This is a genomic window from Pseudoalteromonas sp. c7(2019), assembly GCF_011378625.1.
GTDB lineage: Bacteria > Pseudomonadota > Gammaproteobacteria > Enterobacterales > Alteromonadaceae > Pseudoalteromonas > Pseudoalteromonas arctica.
The window spans coordinates 146,858-170,372 of the sequence record NZ_WTKS01000006.1 but is presented as its reverse complement, the minus strand read 5'-3'; the positions used below and the strand labels follow the sequence as shown (position 1 = coordinate 170,372).

Sequence of the window (23,515 nt, the reverse complement as noted above, 5' to 3'; positions counted from 1 at the left end):
ATTAAAGCAACTTAAAATAGCCTCTTTTATGTGAAACTTAGAATAGTGTTATGTTTTAAATTTACAATTTAAGTTAAATTAAAAACCAACACTAAAGAATGTAAGCTGCCTGTCCATGCCATCCTAATGCCTATGGTAAAAACGTATGTTAGTAAAGTTGGTAATTTAAAAAAATGTGCTATCTTTTTATTATCTATATCATAAAAATAAGCGCTAACATGTTGTTCCGAGGTACAATTGCCATAGCTATATTGGTAATTTCTGCTGCTAATAAAAGCTATGCAAATGAAATAGACGTGCAATTTAGCGGTTTTGCATCCTTAACACTCAGTTACACTGACGATTCAGATATCGCCTTTGCATCTAATTATTTAAACGAAAACGATACAGGCTTTTCAGCAACGCGTGATTCAATTTTAGGTGGGCAAGCTAATATCTCACTCTCAAAAAACTGGGACTCCGTGGTACAAGTCGTTTTACAAGATCATACCTTTAAAAGTCTTGATAACTTTTTAGAGCTCGCCTTTGTACGTTACCGCCCCTCACGCCATTGGGCTATCCGTGCTGGTCGGCTAAATAGCGATCTTTACTTACTCTCTGAATATCCTTATGTAGGATACGCTTACTTATGGATACGCCCTCCTCACGAATACTACTCTTTTGCAAACATTGCAGGAAATTACGACGGCGTGGATATTGAATACAGTAAAGCCATTGATGAAGGATTTTTACGCTTAAAGCTCGCCTATGGTAGCTCTACAGCAAAGTTACAAGCATACAACAAAGATTTTTTTATAGATTTTGATAACTTAACAACCTTTAGTGCTACCTATTCACTGGATTCTTGGACAGTGCGCTTTTCACTTTCAAAGTCTGATTTTGGTGACTATAAGCTGGACTCACTAGATGAGTTTTTAGCTTTACTAGACGCAGTACCACAAAGTATATGGCCACAAGCACAAACGATATCTAACAAATTTAATACCAAAGGCCACAGTATAGAATACGCGGCTTTTGGACTTACCTACGATCATAATAATTGGCTTATTCAATCTGAAGTAGGTATTTCAGAATCCGATTGGATAATAGCTCCATCAGTACTCAATACTTATATTAGCGCTGGTTATAGGGTAAATAATGCAATATTTTACACGAGCTTTTCAGCAGCAAAAAATCGTCACGATGTTATACAAGTAAACGAACCTGTTTTTTCACCAGGCATACCCGATCAAATTTCAGAGCCAATACAACAGCTAGCACTTGCAACACAAGCTGCTATTAAGGTGCCTTATGTTCATCAGCATTCAATTAACATAGGTGTAAAATGGCAACTGTCGGAGCGATTAGCGCTAAAAGCTCAATTAGACCGCTTTGATATAAAGCCCGAAGGCGCGGGTTTATGGAGTCTTAGTAATCCTGCCGATGTAGACAAAGGCCACAAAGTACATATGCTAAGTTTGAACGCTAGTATGGTGTTTTAACAATGATGAGCTATCGTAACGTACTCCTTTATCTGTTGCTGCCGCTATGCCTGCTCCTTGTTAGTGTTAATGCAAAATCTACAGAGTTTGTAGTGGTGGTTAATAAAAGTAATACAATTAACGCCTTGTCTAAGCGCGAAGTTATTGATATTTACATGGGCCGTTATTTAACGTTCCCTGATGGTGAAACCTCTAAACCACTCGATTTGCCGGCGCAATCAACATTAAAAAATGATTTTTACCTGCAACTGGTCAACAAAGATGAGCAAAAAATTAATGCTTATTGGGCTAGGTTATTGTTTTCAGGGCGCGCAAAGCCCCCTTCACCGTCAACATCCGTTGAAGACGCGTTAAACAAAATAGCGGCGTCACAATTTGCAATTGGCTATATTCCTCAATCGCAGGTTACAGACGCAGTAAAAGTGGTATACACATTTGATAAAAATTAGCCAAGCACTCTACGTACGCGTTGCCCTATCAATCGCCATTGTCGCTATTGTAGTTACGTTAGTATCGTCAACACTTTCTTATTACTCGGGTTTTAAAGAAAAGAAAAACACCAATTACCTACTCGTGCAGCAGTTAGCACAAACAATGGGAAAAACAGCCGCAATAGCTGCCTACTTAAACGATCATGAATTAAGCCAAGAAATTATCAATGGCTTACTAAGTAACGATTTAGTGCAAGGCGCAAGCCTAGAAGGAGAAGCAAACGCAAAAGGCGAAATGGAGTTATTTATTGCAAGTGGCTCTACTAACAAAAAAAATGAAGCTGTTTTAATTAAATTAATTCATCCCTTTATAGAAGGCTCCTTTATAGGTGTACTTGCCATATACCCCGACGATAAATTTATTGAACAGCAAGCAAAGTCATCACTTATAAAAGAATTTCTTTTAATGCTGATTCAATCAATCGTCATCGCTTTTTTTGTGTCGTTAGTTGTACGCAAATGGCTTACTCAGCCTATTCAAAACCTAACAGACAGCTTTGCGACAATTGACCCCACTAATCCCGAAACCATGACAATGCTAGAATTTAAACAAGGTAAGCGAGACGAAATAAGCAGGCTAACGCATGGTATAAACGCTCTAATGCATGAGTTAAAGTTAACCATTAGTAATGAGCAATCCCTTCGTAAAAAAACCCAAGAACTAGAAGCAAAATTTAGACTTATTTTTGAACAAGCCAGCGCCGGCATTTGTTTATTAGATGACAATAATATTATCACCACCTTTAATCCCGCGTTTAAACATTACTTTACCGTACCCGGCGAAGAAGAATTATCAACCTTGCACTTTCCTGCTCTATTAAATAACGTTGATGAGTTACAAAGCCTGCTTGCAGATATTCGTTGTGATAAAAACCCGCCACAAGCGACCCTAGATATAGAGTGTAAAGTGGGCCATAAAACCATTTGGTTGCACTGCTTATTTGTAAGATTAACTGAGCAACGTGAAACAAAGCGAAGCGCTCATCAAGAACACTTAGTTGAAGTCATTTTACATGATGTAACTGAGCGCGCAGAACGCGAATTTCAAACCCGTTTTGAAGCCGATCACGACCCACTTACTGACCTACTTAACCGCCGCGCGGGTGAAAAACGCCTCAAAAAAGCGCTTCGTGAGTGTGTTAAACATAATCAGCACCTTGTACTAATGATGATTGATTTAGATAAGTTTAAACCAATAAATGACACCTACGGCCACGAAGCCGGAGATAAAGTGCTTATTGAAATAGCGCACCGATTTAAAAAGCGTTTTAATCAAGAAACCGACATATGTATCCGCCTAGGCGGTGACGAATTTATTGTTGCAAGGCAAGTTAATACCTACAACAAAGCAGCAACGCGTGAGCAATCCATCGCTTTGCTAAACGAGTTACAACAAGACATTTATATTTCACAAAATAAAACATGCGCAGTAGGTGCAAGCATAGGTATTGCAGTGTCCCCAAATGATGGCAACGAATTAGTTGCGTTAATGGTAAACGCAGACAATATGCTCTACCACATAAAAGAAACAGGCCGAGGGAAAATTGCATTTTATGACGATATAAAAAATTAGATGGCGTGAATTAGTAACTACATAGTAAATGCTATAGTGTTTTTATGGCTTTCAAATAGTCTTTATTATAAAAATAAGCCGCTAACCCAAAATAAGAAATAGCACCTAAATAAGCAATTGGAAAGTGTGAATATACACTGAGGTAAATAAGCAATAATATAAAAAACAGACTAATGCTAAAGCAAACCACTGCCAAAAGCCTGCCTAACCAACGTATAGATTGGGCTGCTATATTTAAAACAAACAAAGCAAGAGCACCAAGCGCAATAATTCCTACAGCGTTTAAATCTTTGCCATGTTCTAAACCGTCAACGCTATAGTACATCATGTAATGAGCAAGCGGAGTCAGTGCTAATAAAGCCCAGAAACCATAACTGCTCCATGTTGATGAAACAAAGTACTCACTACCAATATTAGGCGCAGGAAACGATGCTTTATATCTATTTTGGTTCATGTGGATTCCAGTTAAGCCGTTTTATAAGTTGATAGCTAGGCTTTTAGTAAAAATACAAAAGGCCAATAGGCAATAAAAACTATCTGTATTATTGATTTTTATCAAAAAAATTACAACTTGCTCGCACCACTAACCACAATACAGAATAACAATTGTACTATTAGCGATTAATCAAAGTAATACAAAATCTATTTAAAAAGAACATTGAACAATAAACTTTTCAATTGTTAGAATGCCCTACTTTTTCCCATCAAGAGATACAATGGCAAACTTCAATACTCATCTTAACACTGCCGTAATCATCACAGGTTTAGCCTCAGCCACCTTATTATCTGCAGGACATATTGAATTAAAGGGCGCGCTCTGGTTATGGTTTTTAGGCTCAATCGGCGGCTTATTACCCGACATAGATTCAGATAACTCCACATCACTCGATACTATTTTTAACTTATTTGCACTCAGCGCTGTATTACTGGTACTGCATTACATAACCACCGAGCTCATTATTACAATTAGCTTTATTGAGTTAATTGTAGTGCCGTTATTGGTTTACGGATGTATGAAATATATTATTAGGCCAATTTTTGAATGGATCACAGTACATAGAGGCAGTTGCCACTCTTTACTATTTATAGTGTTATGCGCACTATTAACGACTCAAGTAGTATGGAAACTGAATGACCAATCAACCACACAAGCAGCCGTTTTTGCCTGGTTAACGGGCGGGTTTATTTTACTAGGCGGGTTAATTCATTTATTGCTGGATGAAATTTACAGTGTAGATTTAAGCAATGTCACCATTAAACGCTCTTTCGGAACAGCTTTAAAAATAGCCGACTTCGATAACAAATTAATTACGCTAGCATCAGTTATTGCCATTGCAGGTTTAATCTATGTTGCGCCCCCTACAAAGCAAACTATTACAGCGTTAAGTGACTGGTCTCATTTTACGTTTTTATCTTAACGCCGTAAGTATTAAGCCGTTTAACCACATATTCAAAATGTGTGCCCTCTTGATAATTAAGATAGTTAAACGTTGATTTACTGAGAGGGAATTAGTCGCTGCGCTTTTAGAGGGCATAAATGGCTTGAATCAAAACAGTTTTACCAATTTAATTTTGGGTTAAAAATCCAAAGCTTTAGCCTATTTATTATTAATTAATACTTTTATAGGTTTAGGTGAAATAATTAAATAGCTTTACCTGTCTTATAGGCTAAGTGTAAAAGCTAATTAGCTAAAAAGCTTCCTGTTTGACGTATTCAAACCTGTCGAATCTTTTTAAAGCATTAAATATAAAATTATAAGAGGTAAATAATGGAATTTACGAATAAACGCACCATGCTAATTACAGCATCGTTATTATTGGTATTGGCGATATCACAGGGTATTTATTCTGTTCTTTACAGTGCAGAAATTAGTTTTTCAAGGCAGGTCGCTTGGGGGCTAGAAGCGCTGGTATTTACTTTACTTGTTGCCTTTGCAGGCACATCTATGGTGCAAGCAAAAAACGCTCAACTAGGCTGGTCGGCAATCGCGTTTAGTGCGGTACTTAACATAGTACAAGTGAGTATTGGCCTTACTTTGTTTTCAACATTTGGAAAAGTTGCAGGCACAGTAGAGGGTGCACAACCTTTAATTGGTGGCGTGGTTTCTTTGTCATTCATGATTTACTACGCAGCTAAATTATTATTAGGATTAGCAGCTCTTGTTTTTGGCCTGTCTTTTATTGCTAAAGGTGGCAAAGCAATTGGCGGCCTTACAGCTTTAGCAGGCGGAGTTGCAATGTTAGCCAATGGTATTTTAATTACCTTTGGCCGTGATGGATTCCTTCCATCAGCTGTTGCTGGTGCATCAGGCATGATTGCAACGTTACTTTTAGCAATCTGCTTAATTAGCCTTAACCGTAAAGCGGACTAAGGTTTAATACCCTATTTATTATTAAGGTAGTTACTTAAATAAAGTATAAACATCGGCGTGTATTAGATTGCTAATTCGCCGATGTTTTACGTTTAAAGCATTCGCCTAGCGTATCTCAAGCTAATGCCCTCTTCGTAATCTAAAGGCTAATTCACAAAGAGGATATGAGGCGCTGCGCTTTTTAATAAATCGAATTTCGTAATGATATAAACAGGTTCTTTTTTACATTCGACTTTATAAAGATATTGATTTTTAAGAAAATTAGTTTTTTCTTTTATTAAACTAATTTGCTCCCATGGTATTAAAAAACTCCTGGGAAATAGTAGAATCAACATCCGTTTTTGGCTTATAAATATACCTTGCTGAAATGATTTAATATTTAGCCAAGTCCGATATTCACTGTTTTTCTCACGAGAAATATCTGCCACATTCGTCAAGTACATACTGCTTGATTTTAAAAGTGAGGAATCAGAAATAATTAAATCCGTTTTATATTCTCTAGCTAGTTTAGGGTAATACCCAATAATGCTTTGGATATAATTGACTAAAATATAGAACAATAAAAATAAAATTAAGTATATAACAAAATCCATTTTTTAATACTCCGAAAACTTGCTCTGCACTGCTGACTAAGCTGAAATTTAAGATGGGTGTCTTATTAATTGTGACCTTTAAAAGAGCAAAATTTAGAATGGGTGTCACTGTTAATCTTTGTATCTGCATACAGGACTAAGTAAGTGTGATTACTCATAACAGCATAAGCACAAACATCAATACAAAATACCTTCGCTAATTCAAGCAGCTTATCTTCAACCCACCCTCGCCAATGCTCGTAAGATTAACCAGTAAAACGGTCTTCGCTACATAAAAATGCACGGCGAACACAGCGTGAAATACAATGGTAGTATTTTGTATCAACCAAATTTACTTGACGTTTTCTTGCGATAGCCATAAGACATCTGCTTACTTTTTACACTAAACAAAGGCTAACCTCTAACTTCGAAAAGTGCAAAATTTAGAGTGGGTGTCTAGTTAATTTATTGTCACTGTTAATTAAGGTTATCGACCCGATTAGCTGGCTTTAGCTCTCAGCCCAGCCATATATTCTTTTTGAGCTTTTTGCTTCCCTTGCTCAACGACATCCCCAAGGCATGTTAGGATAAAGTGTTGTTCAATACCACTTTTTGCATTTTGCAGCTCATCCGACAGCATAGAAACCTTTTCTTTAACTTCTAGAGATATATCTCCATAATCAGTAAATTTATATAAGAAACGTAATAAACCACAAATTTCAATTGTTTCTTTTCCTTTAGAATCTAGTGGTATGAAAAACAACGATGACTTCATGATTTTCATATGCTTTGTGTATACATCTAAATTGGGATGTATAAATATATAATCATCGTTCTCTACAGGTAACGTTTTTCTATTTTTGTTTTTTAAAACATTTTTATTCAACTTAGCCAAATTACAATCTTTGCAGGCAACACATAAATTTAACGGCGAAAATAAAAACTGAGGAAATTTATCTTTTGGTATTATATGTTCAGCATCCCAGACAGCATTATGATCAACTTCAATTGTCTGCCTACAATAAGGACATGTATAACCTTGAGATTCGATATAATGTGTTTTAATATTTTTTTTAATTTCCTTTAAATCTTGGCCGTCACTATCGTCCCAATATTCTCCGCTTTTTCTATCTTCGTCTAGATTATTATATGCATCAACTTTAAGCTGATCTTCACTATTATATTTTATCAAAACATTGGGCATTAAAGGCTCTCCATCAGAGCTTCCTGAGCCATATCCATAAGTTTAAAAACTGGGTCTTTTTCACTGATTTGATCTTTTAACGATAATAAAAATTTAAGTTTCTCTTGGGTAATCTTGTCTAACGTTCCTGTTTGTCCAAATAAAGATAATACTGATATTAATTCTCTTGTAAGATATTCATTTTTAAAGCCCGGCGTACCAAAAACATTTACAAGTTGAAAGTCAACAGACCTATTGTTAACTTGTGACGCATTTGTCACTTCACCATTCTCCATTTTCATTAAATAACAATTTCTATCGTTAAGTTTAGATACCATCAATGGAGAGTGTGTTGCAATTAGAAAATGGCAACCTTTAAAACTTTTAAAAGTATTAATTAAGATATCTATATACTTTTCTTGCCATTCGGGATGAAGACAGACTTCAGGTTCATCAATACAAATCAAACTATCATCACATATTTGGCTCGCAATTCCGAGTATACTCATTACAACACTTTGTTCACCCGAACTTGCATCACCGATGTGAAAACTCTTCCCGTTATTTTTTTCTAGAGTGATTTCTCTTAATTTTGCAACACCGATTTCGGCTAAAAAGAACAAATCATTTACATCATAAATTTCATTATGAGGGAATAATATTCCGCTTCTTTCAAGAAATATTTCTACTCTTGGCTTTAAATTGGAAGGATGAATCTTTCGATATATATCAAGAAACCTTTCAACTTTAGAAATATCTATATTTCCATCTTCATCAAGAAAACCTCTCGCTCTCGCTCTATTTCTATTTAATGTGTGGGGTCTATTTGATATAAAATTATCAATAAAATATTCAACTGGATTAGAACTAACTAAAGCATCTTGAATCATTCTTATAGAAAACTCCAAGTGGTACCTTGCTTCAATTTTTGGTGAGTAACCCAGAAATCCCAACACCTCACATATTTTATTAGCTCTACCAGACTCATTTATCACTGATTTCAATAAAGATAAATATATGTTAGCCATATATGCCATACCAAGATCTCTTGACCTTAAATCACGAAGACCTAAATAAGAATATTTTTTATTAAAACGGCCAAAAATATCTAAAGGGAATTTATCAAAAGGACTTGTAGATACGGCAATAATTTTTTGAGGCTCTTTATCTAGTTCAATATTATTTATTTTACTCTCTGGAAATAATCCTTCAACGGTCTGCTGCCTTCTTAAAACTCCATCCCGATTACTTTTACCTATAAGCGATTCTATTACTGACTTCATTAAGCGACTTTTTCCAGTCCCATTTTTTCCAACAATAACAGTAAAAATATTTTGATCTTCCCCTTTATCGCGATTAGAGAAATGAAAGTCTTTTTCTTTGTATCTGTATTTAATTAACAAATTTTCAATCCTTGAAGGTTGAGTGATATGTACTTTGTCAGCTAACAGATAATTACAATTGCTAATCAGTAGCCTTTGTTATTTAACCCCTAAACGACTTTCAATAATGTTACGGGACAAAACTTACATCGCTGTATTTATACACAGCAATTAATTCTATTTTTATTAAACCTTACCTTTAACTAAACGGTTTATCAAATTACCATTCATTTTTTAAACCGTGAATCGTTCTCACAAGGGTCACCATCCTCATCACCATCCATTTTTGTATTCGGGCAATTATTTATAAAAAATACCGCCTCTTCGCGTGAGCGCATTTCAGTACAATATTGCCTGCCATCACACGTAAAATTTTGCATGCTTTTAGGAATAACGACTTTAGGAATAACGATTTTTGGAATAACTACTTTCGGATATTTTTCATCAAACGTAGCTAAATCGTCATTCGTAATAATGGGAGTTTGGCTACTTGAGTGAGTGTTGTATTTATTAATCGCATAAAAGCAAAGTGCAGCAATTAGCGCTATTGAGGCAACTTTACCTAAAAAGCTACTGGCAAAATTAGATTTAGCCATACGGTAAGGCTGTTGATTGTGTTTTTGGTAAGGTGCTTTAAGCTCTGCAACGCCATCTATACGGCAGTTAATTGCTTTGGTTTTACCGTCGGGCTGCGTAGCAACTTCAAAATAAATGGTGTCGCCAACTTTTGGCTTGCGGCTCATGTGTTTGAGCGCTGATATGTGTATAAATGTGTCGTGTTCTAGGGTGTCTGATTTAATAAAACCAAAACCTTTGTCGGTTTTCCACGACTTTAACAATCCTTTGTTCATGTATTTACCTGCTCTGCTTAAGCTGCGTTTTACTCAAATTCCATTTAGTTAACACTTGTTATTATACGTTCCTAAATTAAAACCATGCAACTAAATATTCATATTGCGTTAATTTTACGCTTTACCTACTAAACCAAATTATTAAACTTAACTATTAAACTAAGTTATTAAATTTAGCTGAAAAATAAACGCGCTAAAAACAACTAAATCCAACCTGTTTTATTTATACTTTGCGGTCATATGTCCTTTAATTCACATGAATCATTGCGCACCCACTTATTAACTTAACAGCTTGTTTACACTGGTTTTTGTTATTAGTTATTTCTATCTGAATGATGCTTTTTTAGTATGATTTTTCATTCGTTATTTACTTAATTTATCTATACAATCCACACCTTATTTTTACGCACGAATTTCAAGTGATTATCTCATGCTACTAACCGTTGTTTATATTATTGGTATTACCGCAGAAGCCATGACCGGCGCACTTAGCGCAGGGCGAATGAAAATGGATTGGTTTGGCGTAGTGCTGGTAGCTAGTGCGACCGCAATTGGTGGTGGCAGCGTACGAGATATATTACTAGGCAATTACCCGCTTACGTGGGTACAACATCCAGAGTATTTATTAATTACCTGTATTGCCGGTATTGTTACTACGTGGCTTGCTAAATGGGTAGTTAAATTTAAAGGCATATTTATGCGCTTAGACGCCCTTGGTTTAGCTGCCTTTAGTATTATTGGCTGCCAAGTGGGGCTTAATATGGGATTACATTACGGTATTTGTGTAGTGGCTGCGGTTGTTACTGGCGTATTTGGTGGGTTACTGCGTGATTTAATATGTCGCCAAGCGCCGCTTGTATTACATAACGAGCTATACGCGAGTGTATCGTTACTTGTTGCCTGTTTATACTTGGCACTGCACCATTATAATATTGATGACAACATCAGCATTATTGTAAGCCTTGTTGCAGGCTATTTAATACGTATGGCATCAATACGCTTTAAATGGCGCTTACCTACCTTTAGTTTATTAGAGCAGCACGCTAAATAAAAATAAGCTTTAATACAAAATAAGGCAGGTAATATACCTGCCTTAGTTAATATAACTATTAGCGTATTAATTTAATGCCCGCTTACATCGCTTAACGCGGTTTTTAACCCGCTGTTATTGTGCGGCATTACGCTAAAACTACCATCGGTTTCTAGCACTACGGCAGCTACATCTTCTATGGCTAATATACCCGCACCACGAATAGCAGCGCGAATTTCTGATTTTGTTACTCGCTGCGATTTAAGGGCTGCCGTGCAATATTCACCATCACTCAGTAACAACGTGGGCTCAGCTTTTACTAAAGCTGCAAATTTAGATGAGCGAACACTGAGCCAGGTAATTAAATATTGCAGCCCTATTAAAACAACAAATGCCAATATACCCTCAAGCAGCGCGACACTTTTTGAAATAATTACCGAGGCAAGAATAGAGCCCAGCGCAATGGTGACTACAAAGTCGAACACGTTCCATTTAGATAGTGTTCGCTTGCCCGATACACGCAACCAAAACACCAGCGCTACATAACCCAGTACACCAATAATAAGTACGCGCACTAAACCCTGAGCATCATCAAAAAACATGGTTACTCCTTTATTTTTAAAGCCGCTATTAAATTTAACCCTTCTTTAATTGAGTTAATAACTTTGCACCTAAAATCGTACCAATGGGGATAAATAAAAGCCATAGATACGCATAAAACTTTAAAGCAGATTTAAGCAATGCAAAGTCATTTACGCGTTTATTTTTAATCAACATGTAACTTATAAAATAGCCAAGTATCGCTGGTGCAATTTGTATTAACGAAATTACAATACCTGATGAAATATGCCCTGCTATTAATTTAGGATCGCCACCAGCAAATGCTGCATAAGCATTGTAAATACTTGTAAAAAAATTAATTAGCGAGATTAGCAAAAAAGCCTGTAAAAACAGGCTTACTATGGCTAAAAATACAATTGAAGATTGTTTCAAAATCATCCTTAATTTAGCTAATACATTGTTTAAAGTTAGTTTTATGGCCCAACGGTTTTATCTGCCAGTGCTGCTAATACTTTACTTAATTTTGTAGCAACTAAACAGTTTGGTACGTTATGGCGCTCAGCTATATAAGTAGGATCGTTATAGCTTAACCATACCTGCGATTGTGCGTCTTCCCATACCAGTGCTTTTAACGGTAAATCAATACCTATTGTTTGTGCGCACTGCATAAGAGGTGTGCCGCCTTTGGGGTTACCAAATATAAGAACCTCTGTTGGCCGTAGTTGCTGTTCTACTTTTTTAGCACCAGCAGCGTGATCTATTCGTGCAAATATATTTAGCCCTTTTTGTTTTGCCAGATTCTCAAACTTATCCATAGTGGCTTTAGCGCTTAATGGGCTTTTTACTGAAATTAGTCCCTCTACTGCGTTAGCATTTGTAATAGCAAAGAGTAATGCGAGTCCAAAAATAATATTTAGTGTTTTCATAGTGTCTCCGTTTAAATATATAAATACTGAGCGTTATTGCTCCTTTAATTTTTACAGTGTACATTTTTGCTAGGTAATTAAATTTAATAAATTTTTTGGCTGATGGTTATCTGTTTCAATGTATAATAAATTTAAAGGGAGAAATACATGCACATTGGAATAATTGAAGATCATCAATTAGTACGCGACAGTTTTAAAAAACTACTAGAGCTACAAGCAGACTGGGAAGTAATAATAGAAGCCTGCAATGTTAGCCAAGCAAAACTGGCTGTTGAGCTTGAACAACCCGATATATTTATTGTTGATATATCACTTAATGAATCAGAAACCGGCCTTATATTTTTAACCTACCTTAACGAAAATTTCCCTGAAATTAAAACCATTGTTGCCTCCATGCACGATTACGAACCTTATGTAAGTAATGCGCTACGATTAGGCGCACTTGGTTACGTCTCTAAACGATCTGCGTCGGAGGAGTTAATTGATGCAGTTAAATCGGTTGCATTAGGTAAACGCTATATAAGTGAAGATGTGAATTTTGCTTTAAATACGCCAAACTCAGCGTTAACTATTTTAACTAACCGAGAGCTCGAAGCTTTACCACTGTTAGCAAAGGGCTTTAATGCAAAGCAAATAGCACAAAAATTAGAAATAATGCCTAAAACAGCGCATGTGCATAAGGCAAATATTTACAGCAAGCTTAATGTAACAACATCGTTTGAACTGCTAAAAATAGCGATTGATGCGGGAGTAATTCAGCTAGATGAACTTACCTAGTACATTACCTGCTTTTAATTTTTCTATTGCAGCAACCGCTAAAGAAATTACAAAGCAGTTTGTAGTTGGCGTAATTTATTTTATTGCCTGTATTGCTGCTTTTTGGGTTGGGGCTAATTTAGAAACTGTCCCTGAAAGTAGCGCTATATTTATTCCTGCAGGGATAAAAATTGCTTTTTATTTGCTTTCGCCAACTCGGTATTGGATTACGTTGTGGATATCGTCTCGTGCTTTGGCTGCTCACTTAGGTTATACAATGACCGGGGTTTGGGAGTTTAATCTACTGCATGGTTTTTGGCAGGAGCTTTGCTTTTTTGCCCTTGTGTATGTGTTTAAACATAGCCGCTGGCCACCAAGTATTAATAATAGTTTAGGTATACTTTCGTTGATTTTATTGTGTGTTGCGAGCACCTCAATAAAGTGGTTTTTGTTTTCTAGTGCGTTTGAATTTACAAACATATTGGTTGCTAAAGAGCTATTACAGTATCAGTTAAATATGTGCCTTGGCGATATAACAGGCTCGTTATTAGTTGCGCCGTTTATTATGCTACTTCACTCTTTAAACCTTTCGTTAAAGCGCCCGGCATTACTTAAAGTAACTAATTTAACGGTTACGTTAGCTACTGTTTTACTTGTTGCGATGCTTGTATACCTGATACGGCCCGATACTTACCCATTACTACGCCTTGCATCGTTATTACCTATTATTTGGTTTTCGTATCGCTTTGGCGTACTTGGCGCAGTAAGTAGTGCGACACTTATAAATGCACTCATAATAGTTGAAGCAAGCATGACCCATGAGCCTAGCAATACCTATATTAGCCAGTTGTTTATTTTGGCTAATGCGATTACCAGCATGGTGTTAGGCGCGGCAATTACAGAGCTTAAACGTAAAAATACTGAGTTAAAAAAGATTAACCGCGCACTAACTAAGCAGCTTAATCAAAATACCCTACTTGGGGCTAAAATGGTGAGCGTGCAAGAAAACGAGCGTAAGCACCTTTCACAAGAGTTACACGACGAACTTGGGCAAAACTTAACGGCTTTAAAAACCGACTTGGCTATTTTATCGCACCTTTGTGACGAAAAAACACAATCGTTTGTGGCTACGTTAAAAAGCAATGCAAACTCTATGTACGATTCTGTTTACCAATTAATGCACTACCTTCGCCCTCGTGAATTAGACGAGTTAGGGCTACAAAATGCGATGACTCAAGGGCGATTAAAAAGTTTACTTACAAAAGCAAATATAAGCTATGAGGTTAATTTTAACGTAGATGATACGCTCACTAAAGAGCATGAAATTGCCGTTTACAGGATTTGCCAAGAAGCTGTTACCAATTGTATTAAGCATAGTAACGCGACCAAACTTATTATAAATATTAAAACGGATAGTCAGTTTATAAAATTAGAAATTAGTGATAACGGAAGCAAAGTAAAACCAACAGAAAACTCAGGTCACTATGGTTTAGCTTTTATACAAGAGCGAGCTATTGCGCTAGGTGGTAGCTTTAAGGTTACTAATCAAGGCGGCTTTAGCATTAAGGTAAAACTGCCTATAAGCATTGGCCGTTAAACACTTTAACAAATTGATACTTGCTTAGTGTAAAACTTTTGCCTTGGTTGATCATCAAATGCGCTATCTGGGTTTACCTGAATTTCAACTTGATTACCCACCAGCTGTAGCAATAGTCCGGTAGCTATTTGGCAATTGCCTAAGGTTGACTTTACTATCACCTTTTTGCCTATAGCGTCTTGCAGCCTTGGTTTTGGTAAATTAGGGTTAGTAACAGGCCTCAAACCTTCTGCTTTTACAAATAAATTTATGCAGTAAAGTTTAGCTGCGGCGACTCTTTGCTCGTTCATTTTAGCTATATCAACATTATTCAAAAAATGAATAATGGCTTGGTTAGCGCGGTTAAAGTCACTGGTTACATCATCTAGTTCGCGCCCTTCTGCCCACTTTCGGGTAACTAAATACTTGCCAGCTTCCACTCTTGCTAAGGTAATCGACGCTCCGGTCATTTTACTAAACCACTCAATACAGTAACTTGCTGTATTGGTGTTATGAAGTAATACGCTCATACTGCCAAATTCTTTTGTACTTTCATCTAATAAAGTCATATTTGTATCTTAACGTCCCAGTTTTCAATAGTTTATTAGCAATTATGAAAGTAAAAAATCATCCATATTCCTAATCAACCTAGGAAAATGGCTTAGAAAATAACACGTGCTATTTATAAAGCTCCGTTTTGACAGTCAATTCCACTATTAATGGTTAATAAGTAAAGCAGTGGTTTAAATTTATAATACGGTTGATTATGATAAGTTAAGTACTATATCTATGCTTTCGCTTTATTATTTTCAGTAAGGATCACCATGTCTAGCTATAACGAATCTCCAGAGCAAATTGAACAAGCCACGCAAGGCTATGTTATGCAGCAAACTATGTTGCGTATTAAAGATCCAAAGCCGTCTTTAGAATTTTATGAAAATGTATTGGGTATGAAGCTTTTAGGTAAGTATGATTTTCCTGGTATGAAATTTACGCTTTACTTTTTAGGCTACGAACAAGAATTGCCACAAGGCGATGATAAGGCAAAAGCTGAATGGGTGTTTCGTCGCCCTGCGTTGATTGAGTTAACCCATAATTGGGGCACTGAAAACGATGACAGTTTTGAGGGCTACCACAGCGGTAATCAAGAACCTAAAGGCTTTGGCCATATTGGTATTAGCGTGCCGGATGTTTACGCAGCCAGTGAGCGCTTTGCAAAATACGATGTAGAGTTTGTAAAAAAACCAGATGATGGCTCAATGAAAGGCCTAGCCTTTATTAAAGATCCTGACGGCTACTGGATTGAAATACTCTCTGCTGAGGGTATTACTGAGATTATCCTTTCTCAGTAATAACGATTTATTTATATTAAAAACCAGCTTTTTAGCTGGTTTTTTTAATCGTAAAAATTCATTTTTATTTATAGGCCCAAGCATCGGTTATTGTTACTTGGCAATTGTTATAACTATTAGCAGACTTTTGGGCTATCCCTCTTACTCTAAAGTTTGTTGAATCATTAGGTAGTATAATTAGGTCTTCGTCGGTTATTGATAGCGTATCGACTAGAGTGTTTTGATCTGTTAAAAAATCGACCTTAAACTTTATATTTTTAAACGAAAAATCTGATTCATTTTTTATTTTCCCTATACAGGCAACATACAAACCATCGGTTTCATTTTTAGTGCTAATTTGGTTTACATTAGCAGTTAGGTTTTTTTGTGCTTGTTCTTCAAGCCCTGCTACATATATATTTTGATAAAAAACAAACCCAAAAATACCAACAATAATTAAGGCCAATGCACCAATAATAATGGGATTGTTTTCTAAATTAGAATATTTAGCTTGAAGTGAGGTGCATTGCGGGCATTTTTTAGCGCGTGAATCTATAGCGCTAAAACACATAATGCATTCTTTAGTTTGCTGCACCTTTTCCACTACAATAAGCATCCTTGTTAAGTATTAAATGTTAAGTATTAAATGTTAAGTATTAAAACCAGTAGTATTGCTGGCTTTAAGGTATTTTAGTTTACTTATACATAATAACTCCGTAAACACATATAGCTTAAAAAAGTAACGATTTTATAAAGCAACACAGGGTGCTGTATATAAACACAGTACATGCGTATTTTGGTATTTTAACGTAAACATAAAAAAGCCAGCAATTAAGCTGGCTTAGTATATTAACTATTTTACATAATTACTTACGAAGTGCGTCGATTCGCGCATCAAGCGGTGGGTGCGATGAAAACAATTCAGCCATGCCTTTGCCACTTGCAATACCAAAGGCCATCATTGAGCCTTCTAATTGCGAAGGATGGTTTTGCTTTAATCGCTCAAGGGCTGATCGCATTTTGTCAGCACCAACTAGTTTTGCTGCGCCGCTGTCGGCTGCAAACTCACGTTTACGGCTGTAACTTGCAACTACTATGCTTGCTAGCACACCAAATAATACTTGGAATAACATATCGAATAAGAAGTATGTCCAACTACTACCACCCTCTTCTTCATCGCTATTAATAAAGTTATCTACTATGCCTGCAAGTACTTTTGCAGCAAATATTACAAAGGTGTTTACCACGCCTTGTATTAGGGTAAGCGTTACCATGTCGCCGTTAGCCACGTGCGATACTTCGTGGGCAAGTACGGCTTCGGCTTGATCTTTGGTCATGTTGTGCATTAAGCCTGTGCTTACTGCCACTAACGAGTTGTTTTTACTTGGGCCGGTTGCAAATGCGTTCATTTCTGGGCTGTCGTAAATAGCCACTTCTGGCATTTTAATACCTGCTTTTTGTGCTTGCGCAGATACCGTTTGTACAAGCCAATGTTCGGTTTCGTTTCGAGGCTGCGTAATTACATGCGCGCCTGTTGATTTTTTAGCGATCCATTTCGACATAAATAACGAAATAAACGATCCACCAAAACCAAATACGGTGGCTATAAGTAAAATTCCGCCAAGGCTACGATGGCTTAAGCCCAGCGCGCTCATTATTATTGAAAGCACTACACCTAATACCAACATAACCGCTAGGTTAGTTAATAAAAACAAAAATACACGTTTCATATTGTCCTCACAAAAATAGGTTTGATCACCGAACATAAAATTAAATTAGGTTAAAGCAATCACTGCGTTATGACACACTATGTCATAACGTTAGCGCTATTCTGTGACAAACTATGTCATAACACAAGTGTTATTTATGTGTTTATTGATAATTTTTTTAAGAAGGGTTTTACAGCAAATTTAAGACTAAAGTTTCTTTATAAGTCAGCTTATTACAAGCTGTTATTAAGCTCTGCCATATCAATCGGAAAACCACGCTCGTGTGCCAATATGCGTGCAACTTCGTCAATTTTTTCGCTGCTATTATGTTTAAGGTACGACCATTGGTGGGTACTGCGGTGATGATTTACAGCAGGATCGCTACTTATTATTCCTAATTTTATAAACTCACCCACGATTTGATCTGCCGCTATTAACGTTGACGATGCTTTTACATTTTCAGCCCGTGCGTAACTAATATGCGAATATAAACTTACATCGGCTACGCGCAAAGTGTCGTCATCACCTGGGATTTGTTGCCCGCCATACAAGGCATTATTTTGTGTATTAGCAGTTTTAAACGCAGGGACAAACTCGGCTACATAATCAATTGCTGTTTGGGTACGTGTTTGCAATGCTGCTTCATCCCAGCCACCTTTAATATAATGCAGGTATTTATTGGGAAGTTTAGGCTGTGCGCTCATTGACGTTGCATCAGCTAACCCATCGTTAAACAATGTAATGTTGTTAGTCATGCCATGTATTTGAAAGTATCCGTTAGGGTAAGGGGTTAGCTGCGCCATACCTTCTGGCGTACCACGGTTACCATAAATAATTATTTCGGGTATTTGCCCACCAGCACCTTGCCAATGAGTAATGTAAGAGGCTTTAAATTCGACCATGCGTTTTACATCTACCCCAACCAGGTCGTCAATAATACCGGTTTGAAAACCACACGCATTAATAAGGTAATCTACCTCAATGGTTTGTGTATCGACTTGTGTATCGGTTTGAGTATCAGGTTGTTCATCAAGGCTTGGCTCTGATTGGTATTCAATGCGCCACTTAAGTGTTTGCTTATCATTATTGGTATTTATAACTTCTGATACATTTTTAACACTGGTGCTTGTTAAAACGTGAGCGTGTTTGTACTGTGCAAGGGCGAGTTGTGCACTGGCCGATAAACGAAATATATTCCAACCATATTCTTGTGCAACAATTAGTGGGAACTTTAACTTATCTAAATCTAAATGCTTAGCCACGGGTATCATCCACTCATCTAACGACGTGGGCTTCGCTACTTGTTTTTGCTTAGCAAGCTTTAGCATTTGCTCATAACTATATAACTGATAATAATGCGCTGGCTCGCCTAATACTTTATTAGCCCTGTCTTGTTCAACAAGCTCGCTATAGGCTTTTACTAATTTATTTAAACGTGGAAATAAATCCTCGGGTGAGTCGTCATCGCGCTTAGGTACGGCAAATACTGTGGGGCGAACATCTATGGTGTGAGGATAAAGGCGAGCAATATCTATACATTGCTTAAGTAAATCTATGCAGTCTTCGTCGGGTATTTCACGGTATAAGTTGCCACCTGCATGCAAATGGCACATTGGAGGGCCATCAATTAACGACTTTTTCTTTTCAAGTACATAAGTTTCTAACCCTAACGCAGCAAGTCTAATGGCTATTGTGGCGCCAGCTGTGCCTCCACCTATTATACCTACGCGTTTTTTATTTAGTGCTTTTGGCTCAGCGCTTACGTGCGCATTTTGGGCGTAGTTTTCAATAAATGGGTGCGTCATATAGTCGTTATGTCCTTAGTAACATTGTCTTTAAGCAAGCTATGTATTTATAAACGTTTATATGTGTACTAAGGCTGACTATTTCAAGATTTACCTAACAAAGTAGCTTTTTTAAAACCGCTTAAGTGTTTATAGATAACGCACTAAGCAAGCTTTTGTATATTTGTAACTTAGGAGTTTGCTCGCTGTATGGGCTTATGGCAAGTATTGGAAACGGTAAACGTGCTTTAAGTGAGTCAAGGTTTGCTTGGTACTCGTCCATGTTTTTATCGACTTGGTTTGCAATCCAACCAACGCAGTTTATTCCCATACTTTGCATATGCGCAGCGGTTAGTAACGCATGATTTAAGCAACCTAGCTTCATACCAACAACCAGTATTACCGGTAGTTGCTCTGCTTTAACCCAGTCGTATAAATACTCCGTATTGTTAATTGGTAACGCCCAGCCACCAGCACCTTCGGTAAGTATGTAATTAGCGCCCTGCTGTTTTACATCATTATAAGCATCACTTAGTTTATCAATAGTAATACTAACCCCAACTTGCTCAGCGGCTATGTGCGGCGCAATAGGTGGCGCAAACGCAAACGGATTTACTACGTCGTATTTAGCGCTTACTGTTGCGCTTTCCATTAGTATGAGAGCATCAGCATTTACTAGCTGATCAAACGCCATTTCGCAGCCAGCAGCAAGGGGCTTAAAGCCAATGGCTTGTTTTTTATGTTGGGCAAGTAACTTTAATAGCAAACTGGTAACGTGGGTTTTTCCGGCATCGGTGTCGGTGCCTGTTATAAAAAATTCTTTCATGCGTTGCCTTTAATGTCTTTGGGCTTATTTAGTGTTTTTCTAATGATAACAGCACCACATGATAAGACACACATGCTTTGTTATTTATAAGCGGATACGCACTGCATACTTTTTGTAGCGCAGATTTGGTAAGTAACCCCTGGCGTGTATTGGTATGATTTTGCGTAGTTGCCCCTATAGCTTTAATTGAAGCAATCGCTTTTAAAGGTGTTGTGTATTCATCGGTATAAATACATTTTTTTGCACTGTTAATAATAAACCCTGCATTTTGGACTGATTGGTTTATATGCAATTCACTATTAAAAGTATTTATGTGGCTGTTTGAATCAAGCGCTGCAAACGCTGTTTTTATTTCGTTAAGTGAGCCCTCTACCACAGTGCTTATGTACGCCTGCCCGCCTGGTTTTAATATGCTGTAAAGTGATTGCATTAAAGTCGAAAAATTAGCAGACCATTGCACTGCAAAGTTACTGTAAATAACATCAACACTGTTTGCTTGCAGCGGTAAGTTATCCATATCGGCACATATTTTAGTTGTGGTTAAATCACTACTTTGCAGCATATTTAAACTTAAATCGATTGCCACAACGCTTGAAAACATGCTTTGTAATGTGTGTGTATTAACAAGCGGACCTGCGCCTAAATCAACACATACCTTATTTTTATTAAAGCCTGGTTTTATAAGTTTAAATAGATCGGTCGCTGCGTGTTTTTGTACATTTGCATGGGCGCTATAACTCGCCGCCGCCTTTGAAAACTTACTTTGGGTGGACTTTTTAAGCTCCTTATTTAGCTCCTTGCTTAAATCCTTGTTTAACTCTATATCCAATTCGCTACTTACTAGGCACGGTTTTACAAGTTGTGTTTGCACTAGGTCTGTTTTTAATACTGGCTGAGCAATCATGCTATTGCACCTACTAAATGCTTAACTAAGTGCGTTATGTCTTGCTCGGTATGTGCGGCTGTTAAAGTAATGCGCAAACGTGAGGTGTTATGTGCAACTGTGGGCGGTCTAATTGCAGTGAGCCAAATACCCTGTTGTTTAAGTTTATCTGCCGCTTGCAACGTTTGCTCAGCGCAGCCTAATACAATGGGCTGTATGGCTGTGTTTGACTCCATAACTGCAATATTATGGGTTTTAGCGAGTTGCTTAAATAACGCAATATTGGCATTAAGGTTATCGCGTTTATCATCAGCTGTTTTTATGCTTTTAATACGCGCAAGTGTGTGACTTGCCATAAGCGGCGACATAGCGGTTGAATACGTGTAATCGCGATTAAATTGCAGCATGTAATCAATAAACTGTTTACTGCCTAATACACACGCGCCACTACTGGCGACTGCCTTACCAAAGGTAATGACTAATATATCTGGCAGCGTTTGAGTAATAAACGCTTCGCAACTGCCCAAACCGGTTTTGCCTAATGCACCAAAGCCGTGTGCGTCGTCAATCATTAGCCATGCGTTGTGCTGTTTTGCAAGTGCGAGTAATTCTTTAAGAGGCGCGGTATCGCCATCCATCGAAAATACGCCTTCGCTTATAATTAGCTTGTTTTGCGCTTTTGATTTTTCGAGCCGTGAACGTAAATGGTTCATGTCGTTGTGATTAAAACGCACTAATGCCGCGTTACAATGCAGAGCACCGTCAATCAAGCTTGCATGATTTAACTTATCTTGAAAAATAGCGCTGTTTTGCGCAGCAGCTTTATCTTGAAACAACGCTTTAATTACGCTGCTATTGGCGCTAAACCCTGAGTTAAATAGCATACCCGCGCCATAACCAAATTGCTCGCATAAGTATTGTTCGAGCGCTTTTTGCTGCGCCTGATAACCGCTAACCAATGCAGAGCTGTGACTGCCTAATGCTTGGGAGTTATTAAGGTTAACAGCCACATCAGCAAAACCTAAGTAATCGTTACTGGCAAAGTTAAGGTAGGCTTTGTTATTAACCGTTATGGTGCGCGCTGTAGCGTGTTGTACTACGTGGCGTTTACGAAGTAACGCATCTTGCTGGCGAGCCTGCAGATGCGTATTTATAAAATCAAAAGGCATTGATATAAGCCTACGCTTCGTAAAACAATTCAGAGGTTGCTTTGTCGGCTACTTGCGATGAAAGCGAGGCTTCTACGGCTTCGTCTGAATAGTCGTGACGCTTTTCTGGGTTCATACCTAATTTTTTAATTAGATTCATATCGGCATCAGCATCTGGGTTTTCGGTGGTAAGTAGTTTATCACCATAAAATATTGAGTTAGCGCCTGCAAAAAAGCACATTGATTGCATTTGCTCGTTCATGGCATTACGCCCTGCCGATAAACGTACATAACTGTGTGGCATCATAATACGCGCTGTTGCTATGGTACGTATAAATTCAAAGTGATCTAAATCGTCTACGTTTTCAAGCGGTGTGCCTTTAACTTTAACCAGCATATTAATAGGCACGCTTTCTGGCTGTTGTGGCAAATTAGCTAGTTGCATAAGTAGTCCAAAGCGGTCGCTTGCTTGCTCGCCCATGCCGACTATTCCGCCCGAGCATACTTTCATACCGGCATCGCGTACGTGGTCAATGGTATTTAATCTATCTTGAAAAGTACGGGTTGATATAATTTGCTCGTAATACTCAGGTGACGTGTCAAGGTTGTGATTGTAGTAATCAAGCCCTGCGTCTCTAAGTTCATGGGCTTTTTCGTTAGTGAGTTTGCCTAGCGTCATACAGGTTTCTAACCCTAGCTCTTTTACTTCTTTAACCATTTGCGAAATGTATGGCATGTCTCTATCTTTTGGATCTGACCATGCAGCCCCCATACAAAAACGGGTCGCGCCTTTTTGTTTTGCAAGGCGCGCTTGCTCTACTACTTTTTCTACTTCTATTAAGCGTTCGCGTTCTAAATCGGTTCGATAATGGCCTGACTGCGGGCAGTACTTACAGTCTTCTGGGCAAGCGCCTGTTTTAATTGATAACAACGTAGAAATTTGCACTTCATTTGGGTTGAAGTTAGTACGGTGAACCGATGCTGCTTTAAAAAGTAAATCGTTAAATGGCATTTCAAATAATGCTTTAACCTCAGCGTGGGTCCAATCGTGACGAACAGGTGCAAGTTCCATAATACTCT

At 37.5% G+C, this 23,515-nt stretch carries 25 protein-coding genes and 1 pseudogene; 9 read left to right on the top strand and 17 right to left on the bottom strand.

All coding sequences use genetic code 11. The features are described from left to right. Positions 1-218: 218 nt before the first annotated feature. From GQR38_RS08935 to GQR38_RS08925, 3 genes are read left to right on the top strand one after another with little or no spacing between them, the layout of a single operon-like run. Positions 219-1,481, top strand: a complete 1,263-nt coding sequence (locus tag GQR38_RS08935; RefSeq protein WP_165721907.1) for a hypothetical protein — start codon at positions 219-221, stop codon at positions 1,479-1,481. A 2-nt stretch (positions 1,482-1,483) separates the two neighbouring features. Then, positions 1,484-1,930 (top strand): hypothetical protein, encoded by a 447-nt coding sequence (locus GQR38_RS08930; protein WP_165721908.1) that lies wholly within the window; start codon positions 1,484-1,486, stop codon positions 1,928-1,930. Next, complete coding sequence (locus tag GQR38_RS08925) at positions 1,917-3,545, top strand: sensor domain-containing diguanylate cyclase (protein WP_165721909.1); 1,629 nt, start codon at positions 1,917-1,919, stop codon at positions 3,543-3,545. Before GQR38_RS08930 ends, GQR38_RS08925 begins: the two co-directional genes overlap by 14 nt. A 31-nt stretch (positions 3,546-3,576) precedes the next feature. Here GQR38_RS08925 and GQR38_RS08920 read toward each other — a convergent pair whose 3' ends face one another. Next, positions 3,577-3,999, bottom strand: a complete 423-nt coding sequence (locus tag GQR38_RS08920) for a hypothetical protein (protein ID WP_024598372.1) — start codon at positions 3,997-3,999, stop codon at positions 3,577-3,579. Between the two features lie 262 nt (positions 4,000-4,261). On the opposite strand from GQR38_RS08920, the gene GQR38_RS08915 reads away from it, so the two are divergent. Both GQR38_RS08915 and GQR38_RS08910 read left to right on the top strand, forming a co-directional pair. Next, positions 4,262-4,963 carry a metal-dependent hydrolase gene (locus GQR38_RS08915; RefSeq protein ID WP_165721910.1) on the top strand — a complete coding sequence of 234 codons (702 nt, stop codon included), beginning with the start codon at positions 4,262-4,264 and terminating at the stop codon, positions 4,961-4,963. Between the two features lie 351 nt (positions 4,964-5,314). Next, complete coding sequence (locus GQR38_RS08910; protein ID WP_165721911.1) at positions 5,315-5,917, top strand: thiamine biosynthesis protein ThiC; 603 nt, start codon at positions 5,315-5,317, stop codon at positions 5,915-5,917. 146 nt (positions 5,918-6,063) lie between these two features. Here the strand turns inward: GQR38_RS08910 and GQR38_RS08905 are convergent, their stop codons facing one another. From GQR38_RS08905 to GQR38_RS08885, 5 genes and pseudogenes are all read right to left on the bottom strand, one after another. Next, entirely contained in the window at positions 6,064-6,510 is a 447-nt protein-coding gene (locus GQR38_RS08905) for a hypothetical protein (RefSeq protein WP_165721912.1), read from the bottom strand. Between the two features lie 122 nt (positions 6,511-6,632). Next, positions 6,633-6,869 (bottom strand): annotated as a pseudogene (locus GQR38_RS08900) (transposase); the annotation flags it as partial. A 119-nt stretch (positions 6,870-6,988) separates the two neighbouring features. Next, positions 6,989-7,693 (bottom strand): HNH endonuclease domain-containing protein, encoded by a 705-nt coding sequence (locus tag GQR38_RS08895; RefSeq protein ID WP_165721913.1) that lies wholly within the window; start codon positions 7,691-7,693, stop codon positions 6,989-6,991. Beyond that, entirely contained in the window at positions 7,693-9,075 is a 1,383-nt protein-coding gene (locus GQR38_RS08890) for an ATP-binding protein (protein WP_165721914.1), read from the bottom strand. The genes GQR38_RS08895 and GQR38_RS08890 overlap by 1 nt, the downstream gene beginning before the upstream one ends. A 206-nt stretch (positions 9,076-9,281) precedes the next feature. Beyond that, on the bottom strand, positions 9,282-9,905 hold the full coding sequence (locus GQR38_RS08885) for a cold shock domain-containing protein (RefSeq protein WP_165721915.1): 624 nt from the start codon (positions 9,903-9,905) through the stop codon (positions 9,282-9,284). A 430-nt stretch (positions 9,906-10,335) separates the two neighbouring features. Here GQR38_RS08885 and GQR38_RS08880 point away from each other — a divergent pair, with 430 nt between their 5' ends. Beyond that, entirely contained in the window at positions 10,336-10,956 is a 621-nt protein-coding gene (locus GQR38_RS08880) for a trimeric intracellular cation channel family protein (RefSeq protein ID WP_007586765.1), read from the top strand. Between the two features lie 71 nt (positions 10,957-11,027). On the opposite strand, the gene GQR38_RS08875 is transcribed toward GQR38_RS08880, so the two are convergent. From GQR38_RS08875 to GQR38_RS08865, 3 genes are read right to left on the bottom strand one after another with little or no spacing between them, the layout of a single operon-like run. Next, positions 11,028-11,537 (bottom strand): YetF domain-containing protein, encoded by a 510-nt coding sequence (locus GQR38_RS08875; protein WP_165721916.1) that lies wholly within the window; start codon positions 11,535-11,537, stop codon positions 11,028-11,030. Positions 11,538-11,571: 34 nt separating this feature from the next. Further along, positions 11,572-11,928: a hypothetical protein gene (locus GQR38_RS08870; protein ID WP_240917398.1), complete on the bottom strand. Its 357-nt coding sequence runs from the start codon at positions 11,926-11,928 to the stop codon at positions 11,572-11,574. Between the two features lie 41 nt (positions 11,929-11,969). Continuing rightward, positions 11,970-12,422: a DUF302 domain-containing protein gene (locus tag GQR38_RS08865; protein ID WP_165721918.1), complete on the bottom strand. Its 453-nt coding sequence runs from the start codon at positions 12,420-12,422 to the stop codon at positions 11,970-11,972. A gap of 147 nt (positions 12,423-12,569) precedes the next feature. On the opposite strand from GQR38_RS08865, the gene GQR38_RS08860 reads away from it, so the two are divergent. Next, entirely contained in the window at positions 12,570-13,199 is a 630-nt protein-coding gene (locus GQR38_RS08860) for a response regulator transcription factor (protein ID WP_165721919.1), read from the top strand. Continuing rightward, complete coding sequence (locus tag GQR38_RS08855; protein WP_165721920.1) at positions 13,186-14,775, top strand: MASE1 domain-containing protein; 1,590 nt, start codon at positions 13,186-13,188, stop codon at positions 14,773-14,775. Before GQR38_RS08860 ends, GQR38_RS08855 begins: the two co-directional genes overlap by 14 nt. 5 nt (positions 14,776-14,780) lie before the next feature. Here GQR38_RS08855 and GQR38_RS08850 read toward each other — a convergent pair whose 3' ends face one another. Continuing rightward, on the bottom strand, positions 14,781-15,323 hold the full coding sequence (locus GQR38_RS08850) for a hypothetical protein (protein WP_076924628.1): 543 nt from the start codon (positions 15,321-15,323) through the stop codon (positions 14,781-14,783). 255 nt (positions 15,324-15,578) lie between these two features. Between GQR38_RS08850 and gloA the strand changes: the two genes are divergently transcribed. Continuing rightward, positions 15,579-16,106: a lactoylglutathione lyase gene (gene gloA / locus GQR38_RS08845; protein ID WP_165721921.1), complete on the top strand. Its 528-nt coding sequence runs from the start codon at positions 15,579-15,581 to the stop codon at positions 16,104-16,106. Positions 16,107-16,170: 64 nt separating this feature from the next. Here the strand turns inward: gloA and GQR38_RS08840 are convergent, their stop codons facing one another. The 7 genes from GQR38_RS08840 to bioB all read right to left on the bottom strand — a co-directional run bounded on the left by GQR38_RS08840 (position 16,171) and on the right by bioB (position 23,507). Further along, positions 16,171-16,689, bottom strand: a complete 519-nt coding sequence (locus tag GQR38_RS08840) for a hypothetical protein (protein WP_346774071.1) — start codon at positions 16,687-16,689, stop codon at positions 16,171-16,173. A 262-nt stretch (positions 16,690-16,951) separates the two neighbouring features. After that, a complete protein-coding gene (htpX, locus tag GQR38_RS08835) occupies positions 16,952-17,815 on the bottom strand; it encodes a protease HtpX (RefSeq protein ID WP_165721922.1) in 864 nt (287 codons plus the stop codon). A gap of 212 nt (positions 17,816-18,027) precedes the next feature. Then, complete coding sequence (locus GQR38_RS08830; RefSeq protein ID WP_165721923.1) at positions 18,028-19,599, bottom strand: FAD-dependent oxidoreductase; 1,572 nt, start codon at positions 19,597-19,599, stop codon at positions 18,028-18,030. A gap of 121 nt (positions 19,600-19,720) precedes the next feature. Then, positions 19,721-20,404 (bottom strand): dethiobiotin synthase, encoded by a 684-nt coding sequence (gene bioD, locus GQR38_RS08825; protein WP_007586785.1) that lies wholly within the window; start codon positions 20,402-20,404, stop codon positions 19,721-19,723. A gap of 28 nt (positions 20,405-20,432) precedes the next feature. After that, positions 20,433-21,308: a methyltransferase domain-containing protein gene (locus tag GQR38_RS08820; RefSeq protein ID WP_165721924.1), complete on the bottom strand. Its 876-nt coding sequence runs from the start codon at positions 21,306-21,308 to the stop codon at positions 20,433-20,435. After that, entirely contained in the window at positions 21,305-22,456 is a 1,152-nt protein-coding gene (locus tag GQR38_RS08815; RefSeq protein WP_165721925.1) for an 8-amino-7-oxononanoate synthase, read from the bottom strand. The genes GQR38_RS08820 and GQR38_RS08815 overlap by 4 nt, the downstream gene beginning before the upstream one ends. Positions 22,457-22,466: 10 nt before the next feature. Continuing rightward, positions 22,467-23,507 (bottom strand): biotin synthase BioB, encoded by a 1,041-nt coding sequence (gene bioB / locus GQR38_RS08810; protein ID WP_165721926.1) that lies wholly within the window; start codon positions 23,505-23,507, stop codon positions 22,467-22,469. Between the last annotated feature and the right edge of the window lie 8 nt (positions 23,508-23,515).

Excerpts from the sequence above, each read along its gene's own strand:
- GQR38_RS08935 (WP_165721907.1), top strand. The coding sequence starts at position 219 with ATGTTGTTCCGAGGTACAATTGCCATAGCTATATTGGTAATTTCTGCT.
- GQR38_RS08930 (WP_165721908.1), top strand. The coding sequence starts at position 1,484 with ATGATGAGCTATCGTAACGTACTCCTTTATCTGTTGCTGCCGCTATGC.
- GQR38_RS08920 (WP_024598372.1), bottom strand. The coding sequence starts at position 3,999 with ATGAACCAAAATAGATATAAAGCATCGTTTCCTGCGCCTAATATTGGT.
- GQR38_RS08915 (WP_165721910.1), top strand. The coding sequence starts at position 4,262 with ATGGCAAACTTCAATACTCATCTTAACACTGCCGTAATCATCACAGGT.
- GQR38_RS08910 (WP_165721911.1), top strand. The coding sequence starts at position 5,315 with ATGGAATTTACGAATAAACGCACCATGCTAATTACAGCATCGTTATTA.
- GQR38_RS08905 (WP_165721912.1), bottom strand. The coding sequence starts at position 6,510 with ATGGATTTTGTTATATACTTAATTTTATTTTTATTGTTCTATATTTTA.
- GQR38_RS08895 (WP_165721913.1), bottom strand. The coding sequence starts at position 7,693 with ATGCCCAATGTTTTGATAAAATATAATAGTGAAGATCAGCTTAAAGTT.
- GQR38_RS08885 (WP_165721915.1), bottom strand. The coding sequence starts at position 9,905 with ATGAACAAAGGATTGTTAAAGTCGTGGAAAACCGACAAAGGTTTTGGT.
- GQR38_RS08880 (WP_007586765.1), top strand. The coding sequence starts at position 10,336 with ATGCTACTAACCGTTGTTTATATTATTGGTATTACCGCAGAAGCCATG.
- GQR38_RS08875 (WP_165721916.1), bottom strand. The coding sequence starts at position 11,537 with ATGTTTTTTGATGATGCTCAGGGTTTAGTGCGCGTACTTATTATTGGT.
- GQR38_RS08865 (WP_165721918.1), bottom strand. The coding sequence starts at position 12,422 with ATGAAAACACTAAATATTATTTTTGGACTCGCATTACTCTTTGCTATT.
- GQR38_RS08860 (WP_165721919.1), top strand. The coding sequence starts at position 12,570 with ATGCACATTGGAATAATTGAAGATCATCAATTAGTACGCGACAGTTTT.
- GQR38_RS08855 (WP_165721920.1), top strand. The coding sequence starts at position 13,186 with ATGAACTTACCTAGTACATTACCTGCTTTTAATTTTTCTATTGCAGCA.
- GQR38_RS08850 (WP_076924628.1), bottom strand. The coding sequence starts at position 15,323 with ATGACTTTATTAGATGAAAGTACAAAAGAATTTGGCAGTATGAGCGTA.
- gloA (WP_165721921.1), top strand. The coding sequence starts at position 15,579 with ATGTCTAGCTATAACGAATCTCCAGAGCAAATTGAACAAGCCACGCAA.
- htpX (WP_165721922.1), bottom strand. The coding sequence starts at position 17,815 with ATGAAACGTGTATTTTTGTTTTTATTAACTAACCTAGCGGTTATGTTG.
- GQR38_RS08830 (WP_165721923.1), bottom strand. The coding sequence starts at position 19,599 with ATGACGCACCCATTTATTGAAAACTACGCCCAAAATGCGCACGTAAGC.
- bioD (WP_007586785.1), bottom strand. The coding sequence starts at position 20,404 with ATGAAAGAATTTTTTATAACAGGCACCGACACCGATGCCGGAAAAACC.
- GQR38_RS08820 (WP_165721924.1), bottom strand. The coding sequence starts at position 21,308 with ATGATTGCTCAGCCAGTATTAAAAACAGACCTAGTGCAAACACAACTT.
- GQR38_RS08815 (WP_165721925.1), bottom strand. The coding sequence starts at position 22,456 with ATGCCTTTTGATTTTATAAATACGCATCTGCAGGCTCGCCAGCAAGAT.
- bioB (WP_165721926.1), bottom strand. The coding sequence starts at position 23,507 with ATGGAACTTGCACCTGTTCGTCACGATTGGACCCACGCTGAGGTTAAA.